The organism is Methylobacterium sp. NEAU K (genome assembly GCF_030700285.1).
Lineage (GTDB): Bacteria > Pseudomonadota > Alphaproteobacteria > Rhizobiales > Beijerinckiaceae > Methylobacterium.
Genome location: NZ_JAUYZJ010000009.1, coordinates 108,806 through 126,614, shown reverse-complemented (window position 1 = coordinate 126,614; position 17,809 = coordinate 108,806). Strand labels below are relative to the sequence as shown.

The following is a 17,809-nucleotide window of genomic DNA, read 5'->3' as shown; positions in this document are numbered from 1 at the left end:
CCCTACACCTCCAGCATCGCGCGGCGCCGGAGCGGGCGCGCGAACAGCTCGGCGAGGTCGCCCGCCTGCTCGTAGCCCTGGACCGGCGTGAACAGCAGCTCGATCGACCACTTGGTGGACAGCCCCTCCGCCTCCAGCGGGTTGGCGAGGCCGAGGCCGCAGATCGTGAGGTCCGGCCGCGCCGCCCGGCAGCGATCCATCTGGTCGTCGAGGCTCTGGCCCTCCGTCACGCGGGTGCCCGGGGGCAGCCACTCGATCTCCGCCGCCAGGTGCGCCCGGTGCAGGTAGGGTGTCCCGACCTCGACGAGGGTCGCGCCGAGCTCCCGGGCGAGGAAGCGGGCGAGCGGCACTTCGAGCTGCGAATCGGGGAAGAAGAACACGCGCTTGCCGGCGAGCTTTTCGCGATGGAGCGCAAGCGCGGTCTCGGCCCGGGCGCGGCCGGCCGCGGTCGCCGCCGCGAACGCGTCGTCGGAGACGCCAAACGCCTCAGCGGCCGCCCGCAGCCAGCCGGTCGTGCCTTCGGCGCCCAGCGGAAACGGAGCGGCGAGCCGGCGCGCGCCGCGTTCGTCGAGGGCGCGGGCGGTGTCGGCCAGGAAGGGCTGGGCGAGAAGGTAGCGGGTGTTTCGCCCGACCGGCGGCATCGCTCCGGCCCGGCGGGCTGGAAGGAACCGGACGTCGGCGATTCCCATCGCGGCGAAGATCCGAAGGAACTGGTCTTCGACGACGTCGGCGAGCGCCCCGACGACCAGCAGGGACGGCGCGGCCTCCGCCGGCGCGCGCGGCAGCTCCGGCACCAGTGCGGCGAGGCAGGCATCCTCGCCCTGCGTGAACGTCGTCTCGATGCCGGATCCCGAGTAGTTCAGCACCCGAACGGGTGCGAGGCGCCCGGACAGGCGCTGGGCCGCCCGGGACAGGTCGAGCTTGATCACCTCGGACGGGCAGGAGCCCACCAGGAACAGGAGCTTGATGTCCGGCCGGCGCTCGATCAGCCGTGTGACGACGCGGTCGAGTTCCTCGTTGGCGTCGGCGATCCCGGCCAGGTCGCGCTCGTCGATGATCGCGGTGGCGAAGCGCGGCTCGGCGAAGATCATCACCCCGGCGGCGGACTGGATCAGGTGGGCGCAGGTGCGCGAGCCGACCACCAGGAAGAAGGCGTCCTGGATCTTCCGGTGCAGCCAGACGATTCCGGTGAGCCCGCAGAACACCGCGCGCTGCCCGTGCTCCTGATGCAGGTCGATGCTGCCGCAGGGAGCGGCTGGGGGCGGGACGGGCGCGTTCATGACAGCGCCTCCGCGAAGTGCGGCTGGCCTGTGCCGGCGCCCTCCAGGCGGGCGGCCCGGAGCTTGAGAAGGAATTGGCCGGCATTGACCACGTAGGTCGCGTAGGCCGCCAGCGCGAGGACCAGCAGGGCCTGCTCGCTGAGGGCGCCGGTGGCGAGCGCGGCCAGATAGGCGGTGTGGAGCGCCAGCACCAGCATGCTGACCACATCCTCCCAGAAGAAGGCGGGAGCGAACAGCCAACGGCCGAACACCGCCTTTTCCCAGATCGAGCCGGTGACCATGATCGCGTAGAGCGCCAGGGTCTTCACCACCACCGAGACCTGGGCGGCCAGCAGGCCGTGCCCGGTGGCGAGCGCGCGTAGCACCAGGATCAGGCTCACCAAGAAGATCGCGAACTGAAGGGGCGCCAGCAGGCCCTGCACCAGGGTCCAGGGCGAGCCGTCGCGCCGCCGGCGCTCGGCTTGCGTGTAGAGCGGTCGTGCTGGCCGGTCGCCGAGACCCATGCATCCGCTCCCTTGTGCTCGGCGGAGCCGTCGTGCCCCGTCGTTGGAAGAGGCTAGGGCTCCGGTCCCCGAAGTGTCAAGTGCGCTTGACGATCCGATGCGATGACAGCGCAGGTGTCATTTTTCTTTTTCCGAAGTCATTGCCAAGATCGTTGGGAAGCGTATCGTTCCGAACGCCGGCAGATGCCGTGGCGACTTGGCTGGTGTGGTCCAGGGGTCGACGAACGAAGAATAGACAGGCGAGCAGCGCCGCACCCGATACGCACGCGGAGCCGCCGGTCCCTCCGGGCCGGGGCCGCTTCTGGGAGGGATGCCGATGGGAGACTGGAGGCATTTGGGGGAACGGCTCGAACCTGGCCCGCCTTCCGGAGGCTGCTGCCCGATCGGCGATCGGCTGGCCTCTTTCGACGACGAACCGCTCGCGCGCGCCGCCCCCCGGCGGCCCGGCCACGGCGGCGATGTCCCCGGCTCGCTGGCCCGCCTCGTGGAGGCGGAGATCCTGCCGCGGCTGATGCTGGCCCACCGTCCGCCCGGGCGCCGCGCCCGGTCCGATCGGGCGCCGAGCCGGCAGGAGATCGCGGCCTTCAGCGCCCTTCTCCTGGCCCCCGGGCCGATCGACCTCGACGCGGAGGTGGCCGCGCTGCGCGACGGCGGCCTGCCCCTGCCGCGCCTGCTTCTCGACCTGCTCGCCCCGGCGGCGCGCCACCTGGGCGTGCTCTGGGAGGAGGACGACTGCGATTTCCTCGCCGTGACCGAGGCGCTCGGGCGCCTGCAGGCGGTGAGTCGGCGCCTCTGCGCGCAACTCGAGGACGAATCGGTGCCCGCAAACGGCCGCAGCGTATTGCTGCTGCCCTGCCCCGGCGAGAGCCATCATTTCGGGCTGTCGATCGTCGCGAGCTTCTTCCGCGAGGCGGGCTGGGACGTGACCACGGCGATTCCCGGGCCCGCGCTCGATCCCATGGAGCTGCTGCAGGCGGAGTGGTTCGACGTGGTCGGCCTGTCGCTGTCCTGCGACGTGTTCCTGTCGGCGCTGTCCGGCACGGTTTCGGCCGTGCGGCGCGCGTCCTGCAATCCGGAGATCCGCGTGATCGTCGGCGGCCCGTACTTCGCCCGCTACGGCGGCGAGGCGGGCATCGTCGGCGCCGACGCCTGCGCGCCGGACGGCTGTCTGGCGCCGGCGACTGCGGAAGCGTTGCTGGACAGACGGGCCTTGGCCTGCTGAAAGGGTCGCAATTCAAGACAACACTGCAACGGTGAACGTGACGCCCCAGCCTCGCCCCACCCCGCAGCCGCCGCCCGCGGCGCTGCAGCAGGTGGCCGGCCACCTCGACGGCGAGGCGGCCGGACGCCTCGTTGCGGCAGCAACCGACCTGTCCCTCGTTGTCGATTCCGACGGCGTCATTCGCGGCGCGACGGTCGGGGCCGACCTCGATGCGGAGAACATCCCCGGCTGGCTCGGGCGGCGCTGGATCGACACCGTGACGATCGAGAGCCGGCCCAAGGTCGACGCCCTGCTGCGCGACGCGCAGACCGGCGGCATCACCCGCTGGCGGCAGGTGAACCACCCCTCCCCCAGCGGCATCGACCTGCCGATCCGCTACGCCTCGATCCGCTCCGTCGAGGGCGGCCCGATCCTCGTTCTCGGCCGCGACATGCGCGCCGTGGCCGCGCTCCAGCGCCGGCTCACCGACACCCAGCAGGCACTGGAGCGCGACTACGATCGCCTGCGCGCCTCCGAGACCCGGTACCGGCTGCTGTTCCAGATCTCAGGCGAGCCGGTGCTCGTGGTCGATGCCGGGACGCGCCGGGTGGCCGAGGCGAACCCGGCCGCCGCGCGCCTGCTCGGCCGCCCCGCCAAGCGGCTGGCCGGTCAGGACGCCGTCGACCTGTTCGACGCGGGCAGCGCCCGTACGATGGAGGCGCAGTTCTCCGCCCTGCGGGCGACCGGACAGGCGGGCGAGGTGCGCGCGACCCTGCCGCACGGGCGCGGCGAGGTCACCGTCTCCGTCTCCCTGTTCCGCGGCGAGGGGGGCCCGAGCGCGCTGATGCGGCTCGTGGCCGATCCGACGGCCGCTGAGGCCGGGCCCGACCGGGACGCGCCGACCCGCGCGGTGATCGAGGCGATGCCGGAAGGCTTCGTGGTCACCGATTCGGCCCGGCGGGTGCTGATGGCCAACGCCGCCTTCCTTGAGTTGGCGCAGCTCGCCACCGAGAGCCAGGTCCGTGGCCGCACCCTCGACCATTGGCTCGGCCGCGAGGATTCCGAGGCGCAGGCCCTGTTCGCGACGCTGGTCGACCACGGCTCCGTGCGCCGCTTCGCCACCGTGGTCCGCGGCGCCTATGGGGGCGTCGAGGATGTCGAGGTCGCCGCCGTCTCGGTGGCCGGGGCCCGCTCCTGCCTCGGGTTCGCGATCCGCTCCGCCCCCCGGCGGATCGTGGAGGGCCGGCTCGAAGGCCGTCTGGCGGGCGGCCGCGAGGTGCCGCGCTCGGTGGAGCAGATGGCGGAGCTGGTCGGGCGCGTCTCGATGAAGACCCTGGTCCGCGAGACCACCGACCTGATCGAGAAGCTCTGCATCGAGGCGGCCCTGCGCATCACCCGCGACAACCGGGCATCGGCCGCCGAGATGCTCGGCCTGAGCCGGCAGGGCCTCTACGCCAAGATGCGCCGCTACGGCGTCGGCGACCTCGACGGTCCGGCCGAGGAGTCCTGAGTCCCGGCTCGACGGGCGCGCCACGTCCGGCACGGGAATACCGGGCCGGACGGATTCACCCGCCTGGGCCAACCGGCCTGAGCGGTGGAGAGGCGCGCGTGCGTCCACCCGCCGATTCGATCCGCCGCCGACGCGTGAACCCGGCAGCGCGGACGCCTGCCGGGTCGGACGCTTGGCCGGCGCGCGGCGAAGCCGGGACGGCGGGCGGTGCCGGTCGGTCTGCGCGTCCTGGTCGCCCCGCAGGATGCGCAGGGTCTTCGCGCCGGAGTGGCCGGGCCTGATTTCGCCGCGGCTTCCTGGCGCACGCGACTCCAACCCGCAACGATATTGGATAATGTATTCGTGATCTGCGGATGTGTTCGCGTGCCTGAGTAAGGATACACCGGCCGTTCACGTGTAAATCAAACTTGACACCTGACGCGGCCCCGGTAGCCTGCCTGCATGGCCACCACGCCCGCCCCGAGCGCAGTCGTCGAGCTGCTCAAGCCGATCACGTGGTTCGCGCCGATGTGGGCTTTCGCCTGCGGCGTGGTCTCGTCGGGTCAGCCGGCGCACGGCCAGTGGCCGGTGATCGCCGCGGGGGTGCTGCTGGCGGGCCCGCTGGTCTGCGCCACCAGCCAAGCCGCCAACGACTGGTTCGACCGCCACGTCGACGCGATCAACGAGCCGGGCCGGCCGATTCCCTCCGGGCGGATCCCGGGCCGCTGGGGCCTCTACCTGGCGCTCGGCTGGACGCTGCTGTCCCTGGCGGTGGCCGCCGCGCTGGGACCCTGGATCCTCGGGGCCGCCCTGTTCGGCCTGGTGCTCGCCTGGATCTACTCCGCGCCGCCCCTGCGTCTCAAGAAGAACGGCTGGTGGGGCAATGCGGCGGTGGGCCTCTGCTACGAGGGCCTGCCCTGGTTCACCGGGGCCGCCGTGATGGCCGCCGCCCTGCCGGACCGGCGCGTGCTCATCGTTGCCCTTCTCTACTCGGCGGGCGCCCACGGCATCATGACGCTGAACGACTTCAAGTCGGTGGAGGGCGACCGGCGCATGGGCCTGCTGTCGCTGCCCGTGCAGATGGGCTCCGATCGGGCGGCGCGCTTCGCCTGCCTGGTCATGGCCGTGCCGCAGGTCGTGGTGATCGCTCTGCTGCTGGCCTGGGAGCGGACCTGGCACGCCGGCGTCGTCGCCCTGCTGCTGGCCGGCCAGTTCGCCCTGATGGCGCGGTTCCTCCGCAGTCCCCGCGAGCGGGCGGCCTGGTACAACGGCACCGGCACCACCCTCTACGTGCTCGGCATGCTGGTCTCGGCCTTCGCGCTGCGGCCGCTGGTGGGAGTGCCGTGATGGGCCTCTTGGGACGGATCGCGGGCGGCACCCGCCCTCCCCCCTCTGCGGGGACTGCGCGCGTCGGACCCGAGGCGCGGCGTTTCGACCCGTCGCCACGCGCCCCCTCTCCGGGGATCGTCTCGGAGGACGTCTCCGATCGAGCCCGCCCGGACCTCGGCCCCGGGCAAAAGGGCGGCCTGCGCAGCAGGGATTCAGGCGCGCCCGAGAAGGACCTCGGCTGGCCGCAGATCGTCCGGCTCGGCCTCGTCCAGACCGCGCTCGGCGGCGTCGTCGTGCTGATGACCGCGACCCTCAACCGGGTGATGGTCGTCGAGCTGGCGCTTCCCGCCCTGGTGCCGGGCCTGCTGGTGGCGCTGCACTACGCCGTGCAGATGCTGCGCCCGCGCTGGGGCTACGGCTCCGACCGGAGCGGGCGGCGTACCCCCTGGATCGTCGGCGGCATGGCGGCGCTCTGCCTCGGCGGCTTCGGGGCGGCTGCCGGCACCGCCCTCGCCGCCACAAACCTCGTGCTCGGCCTCGCGCTGGCGGCCGTGTCGTTCCTGTGCGTCGGGATCGGGGTCGGGGCCGCCGGGACCTCCCTCCTCGTCCTGCTGGCGGGGGGCGTCGCGCCGGCCCGCCGGGGCGCGGCGGCCACCATCGTATGGGTGATGATGATCCTGGGCTTCGCCGTCACGGCGCCGCTCGCCGGCCATTTCGTGGAGCCGTTCTCCGGCCTGCGGCTCGTCGCCGTGTCGGGTACGGTCTCGCTCATCGCCTTCTGCGTCGCGGCGCTGGCTGTGGCGGGCGTCGAGGGCCGCCTGCCACCGCCCGCGGCTGCCGAGGCCCGGCCGCCGTTCCGCGCGGTCCTGGCCGAGATCCTGGCCGATCCCGTCGCCCGGACCTTCACGGTGTTCGTGTTCGTCTCGATGCTGGCCTACAGCGCCCAGGAGCTGATCCTGGAGCCCTATGCCGGGCTCGTCTTCGCCATGGGGCCGGGCGCCACCACCAAGCTCGCGGGGCTCCAGCACGGCGGCGTGCTCGCCGGGATGCTGCTGGTGGCGGGCGTGACCCTCGTGGCCCGCGGCACGCCCCTGGCCTCCCTGCGGCTCTGGACCGCGCTGGGCTGCGCCGGCTCGGCGGCGGCCCTGTTCGCCCTCGCGACGGGCGCCCCGACCGGCCCGGATTTCCCGCTGCGGCCGACGGTGTTCGCGCTGGGACTCGCCAACGGCGCCTACGCGGTCGCGGCCATCGGCTCGATGATGGCGCTCGCCGGGCGCGGCGGCGAGCGGGAGCGCGGCACCCGCATGGGCGTCTGGGGGGCGGCGCAGGGCGTCGCCTTCGGGGCCGGCGGCTTCCTTGGCGCCGCCGCCGTCGACGCGATGCGGCTCGTCACGGCCGAGCCGGTCCAGGCTTACGCCGCCGTCTTCGCCGCGGAGGGGCTGTTGTTCCTCGTCGCGGTCATCCTGGCGCTCCGCATCGATCCCGTGCGGGCGCCGGGCCGGGCACAGGTCCCGCTCAATCCCGTCCTCGGCGCGAGGTGATGGCATGACTCGGTTGGATGTTGCGGGCGGCGATGGCCGCGGAACCCGCCTGCCCCCCGCGGAGGGGGGAGGGAGCGCGCGCGGAGCCGGCGACGCCTATGACGTCGTCATCGTTGGCGGCGGCCCGGCTGGCGCCACCGCGGCCACCGATCTCGCCGGGGCCGGGCATTCGGTGCTGCTGCTGGACAAGCCCGGCCGGATCAAGCCCTGCGGCGGCGCGATCCCGCCCCGCCTGATTCGCGACTTCGCCATCCCGGATTCGCTGCTGGTGGCCAAGATCCGCTCCGCCCGGATGATCGCGCCGAGCGGCAAGGCCGTGGACATGCCGGTGGGCGAGGGCTTCGTCGGCATGGTCGACCGCGCGCAGTTCGACCCGTGGCTGCGCGCCCGGGCTGAGGAGGCCGGCGCGGACCTGCGCGAGGCCGCCTACGAGGGGATCACCCGGCCCGATGACGGGCCACCGCTCGTCCACTTCACCACCGGCAAGGGCGAGTCCCTCGCGCGCCACACCGTGCGCGCGCGGCTCGTCATCGGCGCCGACGGGGCCTGCTCCCCGGTCGGCCGGGCGGAGGTGCCGGGCCACCATCGGATGAAGCAGGTCTTCGCCTATCACGAGATCGTGCGGGTGCCGGACCGGGGCGCACCGGGGGGCGAGGCCGTCGAGGCGACGCGCTGCGACGTGTACTACCAGGGGCGGCACTCGCCGGATTTCTACGCGTGGATCTTTCCGCACGGGGACACCGCCAGCATCGGCACCGGCAGCGCGAAGAAGGGCTTCTCGCTGCGCTCCTCGATCCGCGCGCTGCGCGTCGCCACGGGCCTCGACGGCGCCGAGACCCTGCGCCGGGAAGGCGCGCCTCTGCCGCTCAAGCCCCTGAAGCGCTGGGACAACGGCCGGGACGTGCTGCTGGCGGGCGACGCCGCCGGCGTGGTCGCGCCGGCCTCCGGCGAGGGCATCTACTACGCGATGCTCGGCGGGAGGCTCTCGGCCGAGGCGGCGGCGACGTTCCTGAAGACCGGGGAGCCCCGCGCCCTGGCGCAGGCCCGCCGCCGCTTCATGAAGCTGCACGGGCGCGTGTTCTGGATCCTCGGGATGATGCAGTGGGTCTGGTACCGCAGCGACGGGCTGCGGGAGCGCTTCGTCTCGATCTGCCGCGACAAGGACGTGCAGCAGCTCACCTGGGACAGCTACATGAACAAGGAGCTGGTCCGGTCCAAGCCCGCCGCCCATGCGCGGATCTTCTTCAAGGACCTCGCCCACCTGTTCCGGTGGGTCTCGCCGTGAACCTCCCCGGCGCCGACTGGGGGCCACCCGCCGTCGCGGCTGCGGCCGCCGTGCTCGTGGCGGTGGCCGGTGCCGTCACGACCACCACGGATGCCTGGTACCGGCGCCTGCGCGTCCCGGCCTGGAAGCCGCCGGACTGGGCCTTCGGGCCGGTCTGGACGGTGATCTTCGTGTGCACCGCGACCTCGGGGGTGATCGCCTGGAACGGCGACGCCGATCCCGGTGCCCGGCGCCTGCTGCTTTCCGCCTTCGCGGTGAACGCGGTGCTCAACATCGCCTGGAGCGTGCTGTTCTTCCGGCTCCGAAGGCCCGACTGGGCGCTCGTCGAGGTCGCGGCCCTGTGGCTGTCGATCGCCGTGCTGGCGGCGGTGACCGGCCGGGTCTCCACCGCGGCCGGGCTGATGAATCTGCCCTACCTGACCTGGGTCAGCGTCGCCGCCTGCCTGAACCTGCGTATCGTGCGCCTCAACGCGCCCTTCCGGGGGATCGCATGATGGACGCGCTGTTCGCCTCGGGACGGATCGTCGACGGGATCTTGGCGCTGGTGGCCGTGGAGGCGCTGCTCCTGGCCTGGCTGTGCCGCCGCGCAGGGCTGCCCCTGACGGCGCTGCTGGCCAACCTTGCCTCCGGGGCCGCCTTGATGCTGGCCCTGCGTGCCGCCCTGGTGGGGGCCGCCTGGACCAGCGTCGCCGCCTGGATGCTCGCGGGGCTCTTCGCCCACCTCGCCGATCTCGGATTGCGGTTCCGCGCGGCCGCCAGGGCGCGTCGCCGCACCCCGGCGGAGACAGGAACAACGCCGCGAAGCTCCGCGTTCACGCGCAGCATCCTGGAACATCTCTAAGGTCGGCTCGGGAGAGGTCGCAATGCAGCGCACGAATGCCCTCTCGCCCGGCCGCGCCGCGGTCCCGCTGCTGGCAGGTCTCCTGCTGTCGGCTCCGGCCCTGGCGCAGGATGGCGGCAGTGCGGTGGAGCGCGGCAAGTACCTCGTGACCATGGGCGACTGCGCCGCCTGCCACACGGCGCCGGGCGGCAAGTACCTCGCCGGCAACTACGCGCTGAACATGCCGTTCGGCGTGATCATGACCCCCAACCTCACACCCGACAAGGAGACCGGGCTCGGCGACTACAGCTACGCCGATTTCGAGAAGTCGTTCCGGCAGGGCTACAGCAAGCATGTCGGCTACCTGTACCCGGCTTTCCCGTTCGGCTGGTACACCAAGGTCAGCGACGAGGACACGCAGGCGATCTGGGCCTACCTGCAGTCGATCCCGGCTGTGAACGAGAAGCGCCGGGAGAGCCAGATCCCGTTCCCGTTCAGCGTCCGCACCGCGCTGGTGACCTGGCGCACGGCCTTCTTCACCGACGCGCGCTTCAAGCCCGACCCCAACGCCAGCGCCGAGGTGAACCGCGGCGGCTACCTGGTGGAGGGGCTCGGGCACTGCGCCATGTGCCACAACGAGAACAAGCTGGTGGGCAATTCGAGCTTCGCCGGCCGGTTCGGCGGCGGCGTGATCGACGGCTGGTACGCCCCCAACATCACCCCGGACGGCCACCAGGGCATCGGCGCCTGGACCGACGAGCAGGTGGTGACCTACCTCAAGACCGGCACCGCCCCGGGCGATCGCCCCGGCGTCGCGGCCGGCCCGATGCGCCAGACCATCATGGAATCCCTCTCCCAGGTGAAGGAGGAGGACCTGAAGGCGATGGTGGCCTACCTGCGCACGGTTCCCGCCAAGCAGACCTACAAGCCCAAGGACCTCACCGCCTTCGACACGCCGGACGCGCCCGGCGCCTCGACCTACCTGACCTACTGCTCCTCCTGCCACCAGCCCGACGGCAAGGGCATCGAGGGCGCGGTGCCGGCGCTGGCCGGCAACACCTCGGTGATGTCGGAGGGCCCCGAGACGGTGCTGCGGGTGATCTACGGCGGCCTCGGCGCCCAGAGCGGCCTCGCCCCGATGGTGGCGATCGGCCAGCAGATGAGCGACGTCGAGGTGAAGAACGTCACCGACTACATCCGCAATTCCTGGGGCAACAAGGCCCCGCCGCTGACCGGCGACAAGGCCTCCGAGGCGCGCGCCGCCACCAAGACCATGCTGTCCGGCACGGCGCCCTGCGCGGAGATCGAGCAGGACAAGCTCAAGGCCGCGTTCGACCAAGCCGGGGTCGCCGCGACCCTGACGGGGCTGAAGCAGCAGGACTTCGTGCCGACGCTCGCCCGGGTGGTGCAGCAGGTGAAGGCGATTCCCACGGGCGCCTCCGACGACGACGTCGTCAACGCGCTGACCACGGCCTTCTGCAAGGTCGGCCGCGACGACCCGCAATACGCGAGCCCGAGCTGGCCGGCGGTGATCGGCACCTTCGCCAACGTCGCCTACAGCCAGGTTAAGCACCCGGAGAAGCAGGCGGTGAACCTGCCCGCCGCCATCACGCCGCCGACGAAGAACTGAGGGGTTCGGGGCGCGCCTGCGGCGCCCCGGAATCACGCAGCGTATCGCAGCAACCGCGATGCCGTTCCCGACCCGCACCGCAGGTCTGCGGGAACGGACAAGGCCGAGCTTCGTTTGAGCCCGGACTCGCTCAGACGCCCAGCCCCGGAGTTCCCGTGTCCAGCCTCGTCCGCATCCTGCTCGCGATCTTCATCCCGCCGGTCGCGGTGCTCGTCACCACGGGCTTCGGCCTGCAGTTCCTTCTCAACATCCTGCTGTGGGTCCTCGGCTGGCTGCCGGGCACCGTCCATGCGCTGTGGCTCATGAACCGCGACCGGCCCCTGCTCTGAGCGGGCGGCCGGCTTACGGCCTGGCCTCGGGCTCGCCCTTCCTGAGGGCGGCCTTCGGCTCCACCTTGGCGGTCTTCACGGCGTGGGGCTTGGCGCTCGGCTTCGTGCCGGCCGGCTCCGCGGCATGCGCGCTCCTGGCCGGCTCGGGCGCGATCGCGGCGTCCGCCGCCGGGGTCGCGGGGGCCGGCGGGGCATCCTTGGCGAACAGCTTGCCGAGCAGCTTCTGGTAGCTGCTCGGATCGCCCTCGGCATCGGCCACGGCGATCCGGGCGGGCTTCTCGGAGAGCGAAGCGGTGGTCTCGACCCGGAGCTCGGGCTCGGCCCGATTCGCCATGAGGGTCGTGGCGGCGGGCTTGGACGGCTCCCTGGGGCCGTTCGCCTTGCCCGCAGCCCTTGCGGCCGCCGCCTTGCCGGGGATCGCCGGCTCGGCGCCGGCCATCATCGTGGTCTGCCCCTTCGGACCGACCTCGATCTCCTGCGGGCCCGCCGCCAGGGTCTCCGGGCGGCTCACGTCGCCCAGATTGTGCCGCCCGTACTCCTTGGCATCGTAGGGCAGCACCGTCTCGGTGCCGCCGAGGCTCGCGAAGGCACTGGCGTTCTGCGGGCGGAAGACCGGGTTCTGGCCGCCATCCTGGTAGACAACCCGCACGGCGGGCGTGCCCTTGGCGACGAGCTCCGCCACCTCGCGTGCGTCGCGCTCGCGCTTCTCGGCCACCACCGGGTCGACCCGCGGCTTGCACGAGCCGGCGGCGGCGTCGGAGCCGCCGAAGACGTACTTGGTCCCGCACTGGCCGACCTTCGGCTCCTCGCGCAGGGCCTCGAAATAATCCGAGCCCTCCTTGAGGTTCTCCCAGAACGGCATGTTCGGGTCGTTGCGGAACTTGGCCATGTTCTGGGCCGTCATCCGGAACGGGTAGGACTGGAACTGGAAGCTGCGCTGGCCGCCGATGAACGCCTCGCGCGCCACCGCGTAGATCTCCGCGATGGTGGCGTCGGTCATGGCGAAGCAGCCCGCCGACGAGCAGGTGCCGTGCACCATCAGGTACTTGCCGCTGCGCCCGTTGGCCCGGTCGACGGCGTTGGGGAAGCCGGTATCGAACGAGAGGTAGTAGGACGAGTTCGGGTTCATCAGGCCCGGGGTGATCGTGTAGAACCCCTCCGGCGCCTGCCGGTCGCCCTCGCGGACCTTGGGGCCGAGCTGGCCGGACCAGCGGCAGATCGGGTAGGTCTTGAGCAGGGCGTAGCGCCCGTCGCCGCCCTTCTTCCAGACCTCCATCTCCGCTTCCTTCTTGTAGGCGCGGATCAGGATCGGGTCGGATTGCTGCATGCCCTTGGTCTGCATCAGCGCAAGGGTCTGGGGTGCGATCGGCGCGATGCTGCGCGCGGTCGGGCCGTTGATGCCGGAGCCGTCCTGGCAGGCGGCCAGCGAGAGGGCCAGCAGGGAAGCGGCCGCCAGCATACGCGCAGTCGCGAGACGCGCCGTCATGGGGAACCTCGTCGTCCTACGCGCGCCCGGCGGCCTTTTAATAGCCGACCTCGGGCGCCACTCCCCAACCCAATAGCGTCGTTAAGCTTGCGCCTTTGTTACCGCAAGGTCCCGGCTGCAACACTGCACCGCTCTCACCGGTGGATCGGTGCAGGTTTCGATGGATCGTCCCGCCCGCGGGGCGGTCCGGACGCTCAGCCGGGGCGGCATGCATCCCGCGCCCGCTCAGCCGAACAGGGCCGGCCGGCGGCTCGCTTCGGTGCGGATGATCTCCACGAGCTGGGCGTCCTCGGCCGGGTCGGCGAGCCGCAGCCCCACCGGGGCCGATCGGGTGCGCACGGTGAGCCAGCGCAGGCTCGGCCGGAGGTCGGTTGCCTCCACCAGCGACACCCGCGGATGCTCAGGCTCGAGTTGCAGGAAGGTCAGGTGGTTGCGGCTCGCCCGGCGCCCGAGCAGGTCGTCGATCGCCTCGACCATGGTCCGCGGCGTGTGCAGATGGGTCATCATCCACAGGCGGTTGTCGGTGCCCGGCGTGTCCAGCGCCTTGCGCAGGCGGCGCACGCCCTCGGTCAGGAAGGCGTAATCCGCCTCGCTCGTCGCCGGGTCGTGGTGGTTGAACACGCATTCCAGCCCGTGGCGCTCGCGGTAGAGGCGGTGGCGGCCGCGCCAGATGTCGGGTCCGCGCCGCTCCGTCTCCGGGATGCTCTCCAGCTCGCCCCGGTCGGTGAGCGCGGCGAAATCGTCCTCGAGGCAGTCCCGGACCATGCCGGGCATCGAGAAGATCCAGTCGAGCGGGCCGGACCAGTGGCGCAGGTCCAGGGTCTTGAGCACGTGCGCCATCTGGCAATTGCAGCCGAGCGAGACGTGGTTGTGGCCGCCGGGCTCCCGGGCGTCGCCGCGCTTGAGCAGCCGCCCGAGGGCGCCCAGCAGGCCCCCGGTCGCGCCGGGGGTGCTCACAGGGTCCGGCCGATCGCGAGGAACTTCTCGGCGCGCCGGTCGCGGATCTCGAGCGCGCTCAGGCCCTCGAACAGGGCGAGCGAATCGGCGATGGCGTCGCCCGCGGACCGGATCGCCGCCTCCCGGTCGCGATGCGCGCCCCCGGTGGCCTCCGGGACGATCGCGTCGATGACGCCGAGGCGCAACAGGTCCTGGGCGGTGATCTTCATGGCGGTGGCGGCCTCGTGGGCCCGGCCCTGGTCGCGCCACAGGATCGAGGCGGCGCCCTCCGGCGAGATCACCCCGTAGATCGCGTGCTCCAGCATCAGGACCCGGTTGGCGGTGGCGAGCGCGATCGCGCCCCCCGAGCCGCCCTCCCCGATCACCACGGCGACGTTGGGCACGCCGAGCGCGAGGCACGCCTCGGTGGAGCGGGCGATGGCCTCGGCCTGGCCGCGCTCCTCCGCCTCGATGCCCGGATAGGCGCCGGCCGTGTCCACGAAGGCGATCACCGGCAGGCCGAACCGGTCCGCGGTCTCCATCAGCCGGACCGCCTTGCGGTAGCCCTCGGGGCGGGCCATCCCGAAATTGTGGCGCAGCCGCGCCTCCGTGGTGGCGCCCTTCTCCTGCCCGAGCACAAGGACCGGGCGCCCGCGGAAGCGGCCGAAGCCGCCCAGGATCGCCTCGTCCTCGCCGAAGCTGCGGTCGCCGGCGAGCGGGGTGAACTCGGTGATCAGCCCGGCGCAGTAATCGACGAAATGCGGGCGCTGCGGGTGGCGCGCCACCTGGGTCTTCTGCCAGGGGCTGAGGCTCGCGTAGATCTCGGCGAGCGCGTGGCCGGCCTTGGCCTCCAGCCGACCGACCTCCTCGGAGATCGAGACCGCGCCGTCGCGCTCGCCCACGGCCCGCAATTCCTCGAGCTTGGCCTCCAGCTCGGCAACCGGCTTCTCGAAGTCGAGGTAGGTGCGCGTCACCGCCATCGTGTCACAGGTCTTCCCGGGTTCGCCGCTCCGGAGCGGCGGGCGCGAGGTGTTGGCGATGGCGCGGGTGGTGTCAACCGGCGACTGTCTTGAACGGCCGTCGCGCCGCCTCCGGTCGGCGGCCGCGCGGCCGCGATTTCCCGGTCCCTGTTGCGCGCGTCGCGGGGGCGCCATGCGCGGGACCCGCGGGACCGCGGCGCCCGCCCGCCGCTCAGGCCGCCGCCAGATCCTCCTGGGCGATCCGGCGGCAATGCTCCAGGTAGCCGCGCTGATGGGCCCCCATCAGCGCGGTGACCACGGACCAGAGCCAGCCGGGCGCATCGGGACCCGGGCCGGGCGCGCGCACGGTCACGCTCCAGGCGCGGCGGTCGGCCTCGGTCATCTGGCGGCCGTGGGCCCGCCCGAGGATGGCGGCGAGGTGGCCCGACACGCGCACCGCCTCCCCGCGGGAGAACTGCTCGGCGTCGATCTTGAGGTCCTGGGGCATCAGCTCGCGGACCGTGACGGGCGTGCCCCGGAAATCGGCCGCGACCATGCGCTGGCCGAGATTCGGCGACAGGGCGCGGGCACCGGCCAGGACCCGCCGGGCGTGGTCGTCCGGCATGTCGGCCCTCGGGGCGGCCGGGGCGAGGTGGGGCACCGCCTCCTTCACGTCGAGGAGCGCGAGATGCGGACGCGCCCCGCCTCCGATCGCCACGAGGCCGGCATAGCGCAGCCGGCCGAGCGAGCTGCAGCCCTTGATCCAGTAGGCGGCGTCCAGCAGCCGGACCTTGCCCCCCGCCTCCGCGCCGCCCAGCGCCAGGACGAGCCGGTGCACCTCCGGGTCGCGGCTGAGCGCCGTGAAGGCCTCCTGCTCGTCGTCGTCGAGGTCGAAGAACCGGTCGCCGCGCGGCAGGCGGCCGACCTTGCCCTTCAGCCGCTCCCGGGACAGGTGGCGCCAGCGCCGGCCGAGCGCGCGCCGGCGCGTCGTGGCGACGATGTCGGATTCCGCGATGTCCCGCTCGGCGTCCTCCGGGTCGGCGATCCCGTCCGCGTAGCCCACCGCCATGGCGTCCATCATCCGGGCGGTCACGATGCCGGGCAGGGTCGCGTTCAGGGCGGCGGTGACCAGGGACAGCGCCAGCCGGACGAGGTCGAAGGCCGGGTTCGATACGACGGTCTGGTCGAGATCGCGGATCTGGATGTCGATCCGCCCGTCCGGGCCGGCCACGGCGCCGAGATTGCCGAGATGCGCATCGCCGCAGATCCAGACCGGCGGCCCCTCGGGCAGGGCGTCCTTCGGCATGCCGGCGATCAGCTCGTAGAAGTGCGCCGTGGTGCCGCGGACATAGGCGTGCGGCGACGAGGCGATCTTGCACAGGCGGCGGTGCTCCAGCACGCTCGCCTCGCGCCCGGACCGAGCCGGCACCTGCATATCCATCCGCGTCGTCCGATCCTTGCCGAGCCCGATCCGGGTGGAAACGGGCGCCCACGTCCGCATCTGCGGACGTCGGCGGCGGCGACCTTAGATTTTCATCCTTAAACAGGCATGAGCATTTCGACGCAGGCGGCCTGCCCGGCGCCGCCGCTCAGGCCGCCTGCGGCTCGACGCGGTTCCGGCCCGCGGCCTTGGCGCGGTAGAGGGCGATGTCGGCCCGCTTGAGCATGTCGCCGGGACCCGTATCCTCCGGGTGCCGCACCGCCACCCCGATCGAGACCGTGACGGGGATCGCCCGGGTTGCGCGCTGCACCGAGAACGGCACCGCCTCGACGCGCTCGCGGATGCGCTCGGCGATGCTCTGCGCCTCGGCCAGGCCCGCCTCCGGAAGGACCACCACCACCTCCTCGCCGCCGTAGCGCGCCACGATGTCGACGGGGCGCGTGTGCTGGCGGACCCGCTCGGCGAAGGTGCGCAGCACCTCGTCGCCGGCCTCGTGGCCGAAGCTGTCGTTGATGCCCTTGAAGTGGTCGATGTCGAGGATCAGCGCGGCCAGCACCGGCCGCCGGGCGGCCTCGTCGGCGAAGAGGGCGCCGAGATGGTTGTCGAGGTAGCGCCGGTTGTGCAGGCCGGTGAGCGCGTCGGTCACGGCCATCTGCAGGGAGGCCTGCATGGCGCCCCGCAGCGCGTCCGAGAAGCGCTTGCGCTTCACCTGGGTGCGGACCCGGGCCATCAGCTCGTTGCGGTCGACCGGGCGCATCAGGAAATCGTGGACGCCGAAATCGAGGCCGCGCACAACCCGGGTCCGGTCGTGCTCCTCCGCCAGCATGATCAGCGGCATGGCGCGGGTGCTGTCGAGCGAGCGGAGCTGGCTGCACAGGCGCAGCCCGTCGAACGCTTCGAGATTGAGGCTGACCAGGGCGAGGTCGAAGGCGCCCTCGGCCGCCAGGCCGATGCCCGCCTGCGGGTCGGGCTCGATCGTGACCGCGTGATGCTGGCGCAGGGCCCCGGCCATGCGCTCGGCCGATCCGGGGCGATCCTCGATCAGGAGGATCCGGGCGTCGAGGCCGGTCTCCGCGGTGGCGAGCGCCAGGGGATCGCCGATGCCGAACTCGCGCGACGCCAGCGCCCGCTGGCGCAATTCGTCGGTGACCGCCTTGAGGCGCACGAGGCTGCGCACGCGGCTGAACAGGGCGGTGTCGTCCACCGGCTTGGTCAGGAAGTCGTCGGCGCCCGCGTCGAGGCCGCGCAGCCGGTCGGAGGGCTGGTCGAGGGCCGTGACCATCACCACCGGGATGTGGGCGGTGATCGGATTGTTCTTGAGGTAGCGGCAGACCTCGAACCCGTCCATGCCGGGCATCATCACGTCGAGCAGGACCAGGTCGCACAGGCCCTTCTCGCAGATCGCGATCGCGTCCCGGCCGTTCATGGCCGCGAGGGTATCGAAATATTCCAGCCCGAGCTTCGTCTCCAGAAGCTTCACGTTCGGGAAGAGATCGTCGACGATCAGGACGCGGGCCGACATGGTTCCTCGCTGACGCGCGGTTTCGCGGCCCCGCCCGGGCGGGTCGGCCGTGCGCCGC

At 72.4% G+C, this 17,809-nt stretch carries 16 protein-coding genes; 9 read left to right on the top strand and 7 right to left on the bottom strand.

Features of this window, described 5'->3' with window-relative positions; all coding sequences use genetic code 11:
• Nucleotides 1–2 precede the first annotated feature (2 nt).
• Together Q8W67_RS10000 and bchF are read right to left on the bottom strand one after the other, a co-directional pair.
• A complete protein-coding gene (locus tag Q8W67_RS10000; protein WP_305544565.1) occupies nt 3–1,280 on the bottom strand; it encodes a ferredoxin:protochlorophyllide reductase (ATP-dependent) subunit N in 1,278 nt (425 codons plus the stop codon).
• Nucleotides 1,277–1,783: a 2-vinyl bacteriochlorophyllide hydratase gene (gene bchF, locus Q8W67_RS09995; RefSeq protein WP_305544562.1), complete on the bottom strand. Its 507-nt coding sequence runs from the start codon at nt 1,781–1,783 to the stop codon at nt 1,277–1,279. Before bchF ends, Q8W67_RS10000 begins: the two co-directional genes overlap by 4 nt.
• Nucleotides 1,784–2,099: 316 nt before the next feature.
• Between bchF and Q8W67_RS09990 the strand changes: the two genes are divergently transcribed.
• From Q8W67_RS09990 to Q8W67_RS09950, 9 genes are all read left to right on the top strand, one after another.
• Nucleotides 2,100–3,005 carry a B12-binding domain-containing protein gene (locus tag Q8W67_RS09990; RefSeq protein ID WP_305544560.1) on the top strand — a complete coding sequence of 302 codons (906 nt, stop codon included), beginning with the start codon at nt 2,100–2,102 and terminating at the stop codon, nt 3,003–3,005.
• A 31-nt stretch (nt 3,006–3,036) separates the two neighbouring features.
• Nucleotides 3,037–4,494, top strand: a complete 1,458-nt coding sequence (gene ppsR, locus Q8W67_RS09985) for a transcriptional regulator PpsR (RefSeq protein WP_305544557.1) — start codon at nt 3,037–3,039, stop codon at nt 4,492–4,494.
• A gap of 441 nt (nt 4,495–4,935) precedes the next feature.
• Complete coding sequence (gene chlG / locus Q8W67_RS09980; RefSeq protein WP_305544555.1) at nt 4,936–5,820, top strand: chlorophyll synthase ChlG; 885 nt, start codon at nt 4,936–4,938, stop codon at nt 5,818–5,820.
• Nucleotides 5,820–7,343: a BCD family MFS transporter gene (locus tag Q8W67_RS09975; RefSeq protein ID WP_305544552.1), complete on the top strand. Its 1,524-nt coding sequence runs from the start codon at nt 5,820–5,822 to the stop codon at nt 7,341–7,343. Before chlG ends, Q8W67_RS09975 begins: the two co-directional genes overlap by 1 nt.
• Before the next feature lie 4 nt (nt 7,344–7,347).
• Nucleotides 7,348–8,628 carry a geranylgeranyl diphosphate reductase gene (locus Q8W67_RS09970; protein ID WP_305544550.1) on the top strand — a complete coding sequence of 427 codons (1,281 nt, stop codon included), beginning with the start codon at nt 7,348–7,350 and terminating at the stop codon, nt 8,626–8,628.
• Nucleotides 8,625–9,122 (top strand): TspO/MBR family protein, encoded by a 498-nt coding sequence (locus Q8W67_RS09965; protein ID WP_305544548.1) that lies wholly within the window; start codon nt 8,625–8,627, stop codon nt 9,120–9,122. Before Q8W67_RS09970 ends, Q8W67_RS09965 begins: the two co-directional genes overlap by 4 nt.
• On the top strand, nt 9,122–9,469 hold the full coding sequence (locus Q8W67_RS09960; protein ID WP_305544701.1) for a hypothetical protein: 348 nt from the start codon (nt 9,122–9,124) through the stop codon (nt 9,467–9,469). The genes Q8W67_RS09965 and Q8W67_RS09960 overlap by 1 nt, the downstream gene beginning before the upstream one ends.
• A 22-nt stretch (nt 9,470–9,491) precedes the next feature.
• Nucleotides 9,492–11,078 carry a cytochrome c gene (locus tag Q8W67_RS09955; protein WP_305544545.1) on the top strand — a complete coding sequence of 529 codons (1,587 nt, stop codon included), beginning with the start codon at nt 9,492–9,494 and terminating at the stop codon, nt 11,076–11,078.
• 155 nt (nt 11,079–11,233) lie between these two features.
• Nucleotides 11,234–11,407: a YqaE/Pmp3 family membrane protein gene (locus Q8W67_RS09950; protein WP_305544542.1), complete on the top strand. Its 174-nt coding sequence runs from the start codon at nt 11,234–11,236 to the stop codon at nt 11,405–11,407.
• Nucleotides 11,408–11,420: 13 nt separating this feature from the next.
• On the opposite strand, the gene Q8W67_RS09945 is transcribed toward Q8W67_RS09950, so the two are convergent.
• From Q8W67_RS09945 to Q8W67_RS09925, 5 genes are all read right to left on the bottom strand, one after another.
• The gene (locus tag Q8W67_RS09945; RefSeq protein ID WP_305544539.1) at nt 11,421–12,893 is read right to left on the bottom strand and encodes a murein L,D-transpeptidase family protein; all 1,473 of its coding nucleotides are present in this window, start codon (nt 12,891–12,893) and stop codon (nt 11,421–11,423) included.
• A gap of 225 nt (nt 12,894–13,118) precedes the next feature.
• On the bottom strand, nt 13,119–13,850 hold the full coding sequence (locus Q8W67_RS09940) for a DUF1796 family putative cysteine peptidase (RefSeq protein ID WP_305544536.1): 732 nt from the start codon (nt 13,848–13,850) through the stop codon (nt 13,119–13,121).
• On the bottom strand, nt 13,847–14,809 hold the full coding sequence (locus Q8W67_RS09935) for an acetyl-CoA carboxylase carboxyltransferase subunit alpha (RefSeq protein WP_305544533.1): 963 nt from the start codon (nt 14,807–14,809) through the stop codon (nt 13,847–13,849). Before Q8W67_RS09935 ends, Q8W67_RS09940 begins: the two co-directional genes overlap by 4 nt.
• Before the next feature lie 211 nt (nt 14,810–15,020).
• On the bottom strand, nt 15,021–16,229 hold the full coding sequence (locus Q8W67_RS09930; protein ID WP_305544530.1) for a DUF2252 family protein: 1,209 nt from the start codon (nt 16,227–16,229) through the stop codon (nt 15,021–15,023).
• 148 nt (nt 16,230–16,377) lie between these two features.
• Nucleotides 16,378–17,751, bottom strand: a complete 1,374-nt coding sequence (locus tag Q8W67_RS09925; RefSeq protein WP_305544527.1) for a PleD family two-component system response regulator — start codon at nt 17,749–17,751, stop codon at nt 16,378–16,380.
• Nucleotides 17,752–17,809: the final 58 nt, after the last annotated feature.

Coding starts and splice junctions, on each gene's coding strand:
- Q8W67_RS09935 (WP_305544533.1), bottom strand. CDS start 14,809: ATGGCGGTGACGCGCACCTACCTCGACTTCGAGAAGCCGGTTGCCGAG.
- chlG (WP_305544555.1), top strand. CDS start 4,936: ATGGCCACCACGCCCGCCCCGAGCGCAGTCGTCGAGCTGCTCAAGCCG.
- Q8W67_RS09990 (WP_305544560.1), top strand. CDS start 2,100: ATGGGAGACTGGAGGCATTTGGGGGAACGGCTCGAACCTGGCCCGCCT.
- bchF (WP_305544562.1), bottom strand. CDS start 1,783: ATGGGTCTCGGCGACCGGCCAGCACGACCGCTCTACACGCAAGCCGAG.
- Q8W67_RS09960 (WP_305544701.1), top strand. CDS start 9,122: ATGGACGCGCTGTTCGCCTCGGGACGGATCGTCGACGGGATCTTGGCG.
- Q8W67_RS09975 (WP_305544552.1), top strand. CDS start 5,820: ATGGGCCTCTTGGGACGGATCGCGGGCGGCACCCGCCCTCCCCCCTCT.
- Q8W67_RS09925 (WP_305544527.1), bottom strand. CDS start 17,751: ATGTCGGCCCGCGTCCTGATCGTCGACGATCTCTTCCCGAACGTGAAG.
- Q8W67_RS09970 (WP_305544550.1), top strand. CDS start 7,348: ATGACTCGGTTGGATGTTGCGGGCGGCGATGGCCGCGGAACCCGCCTG.
- Q8W67_RS09930 (WP_305544530.1), bottom strand. CDS start 16,229: ATGGATATGCAGGTGCCGGCTCGGTCCGGGCGCGAGGCGAGCGTGCTG.
- Q8W67_RS10000 (WP_305544565.1), bottom strand. CDS start 1,280: ATGAACGCGCCCGTCCCGCCCCCAGCCGCTCCCTGCGGCAGCATCGAC.
- Q8W67_RS09955 (WP_305544545.1), top strand. CDS start 9,492: ATGCAGCGCACGAATGCCCTCTCGCCCGGCCGCGCCGCGGTCCCGCTG.
- Q8W67_RS09945 (WP_305544539.1), bottom strand. CDS start 12,893: ATGACGGCGCGTCTCGCGACTGCGCGTATGCTGGCGGCCGCTTCCCTG.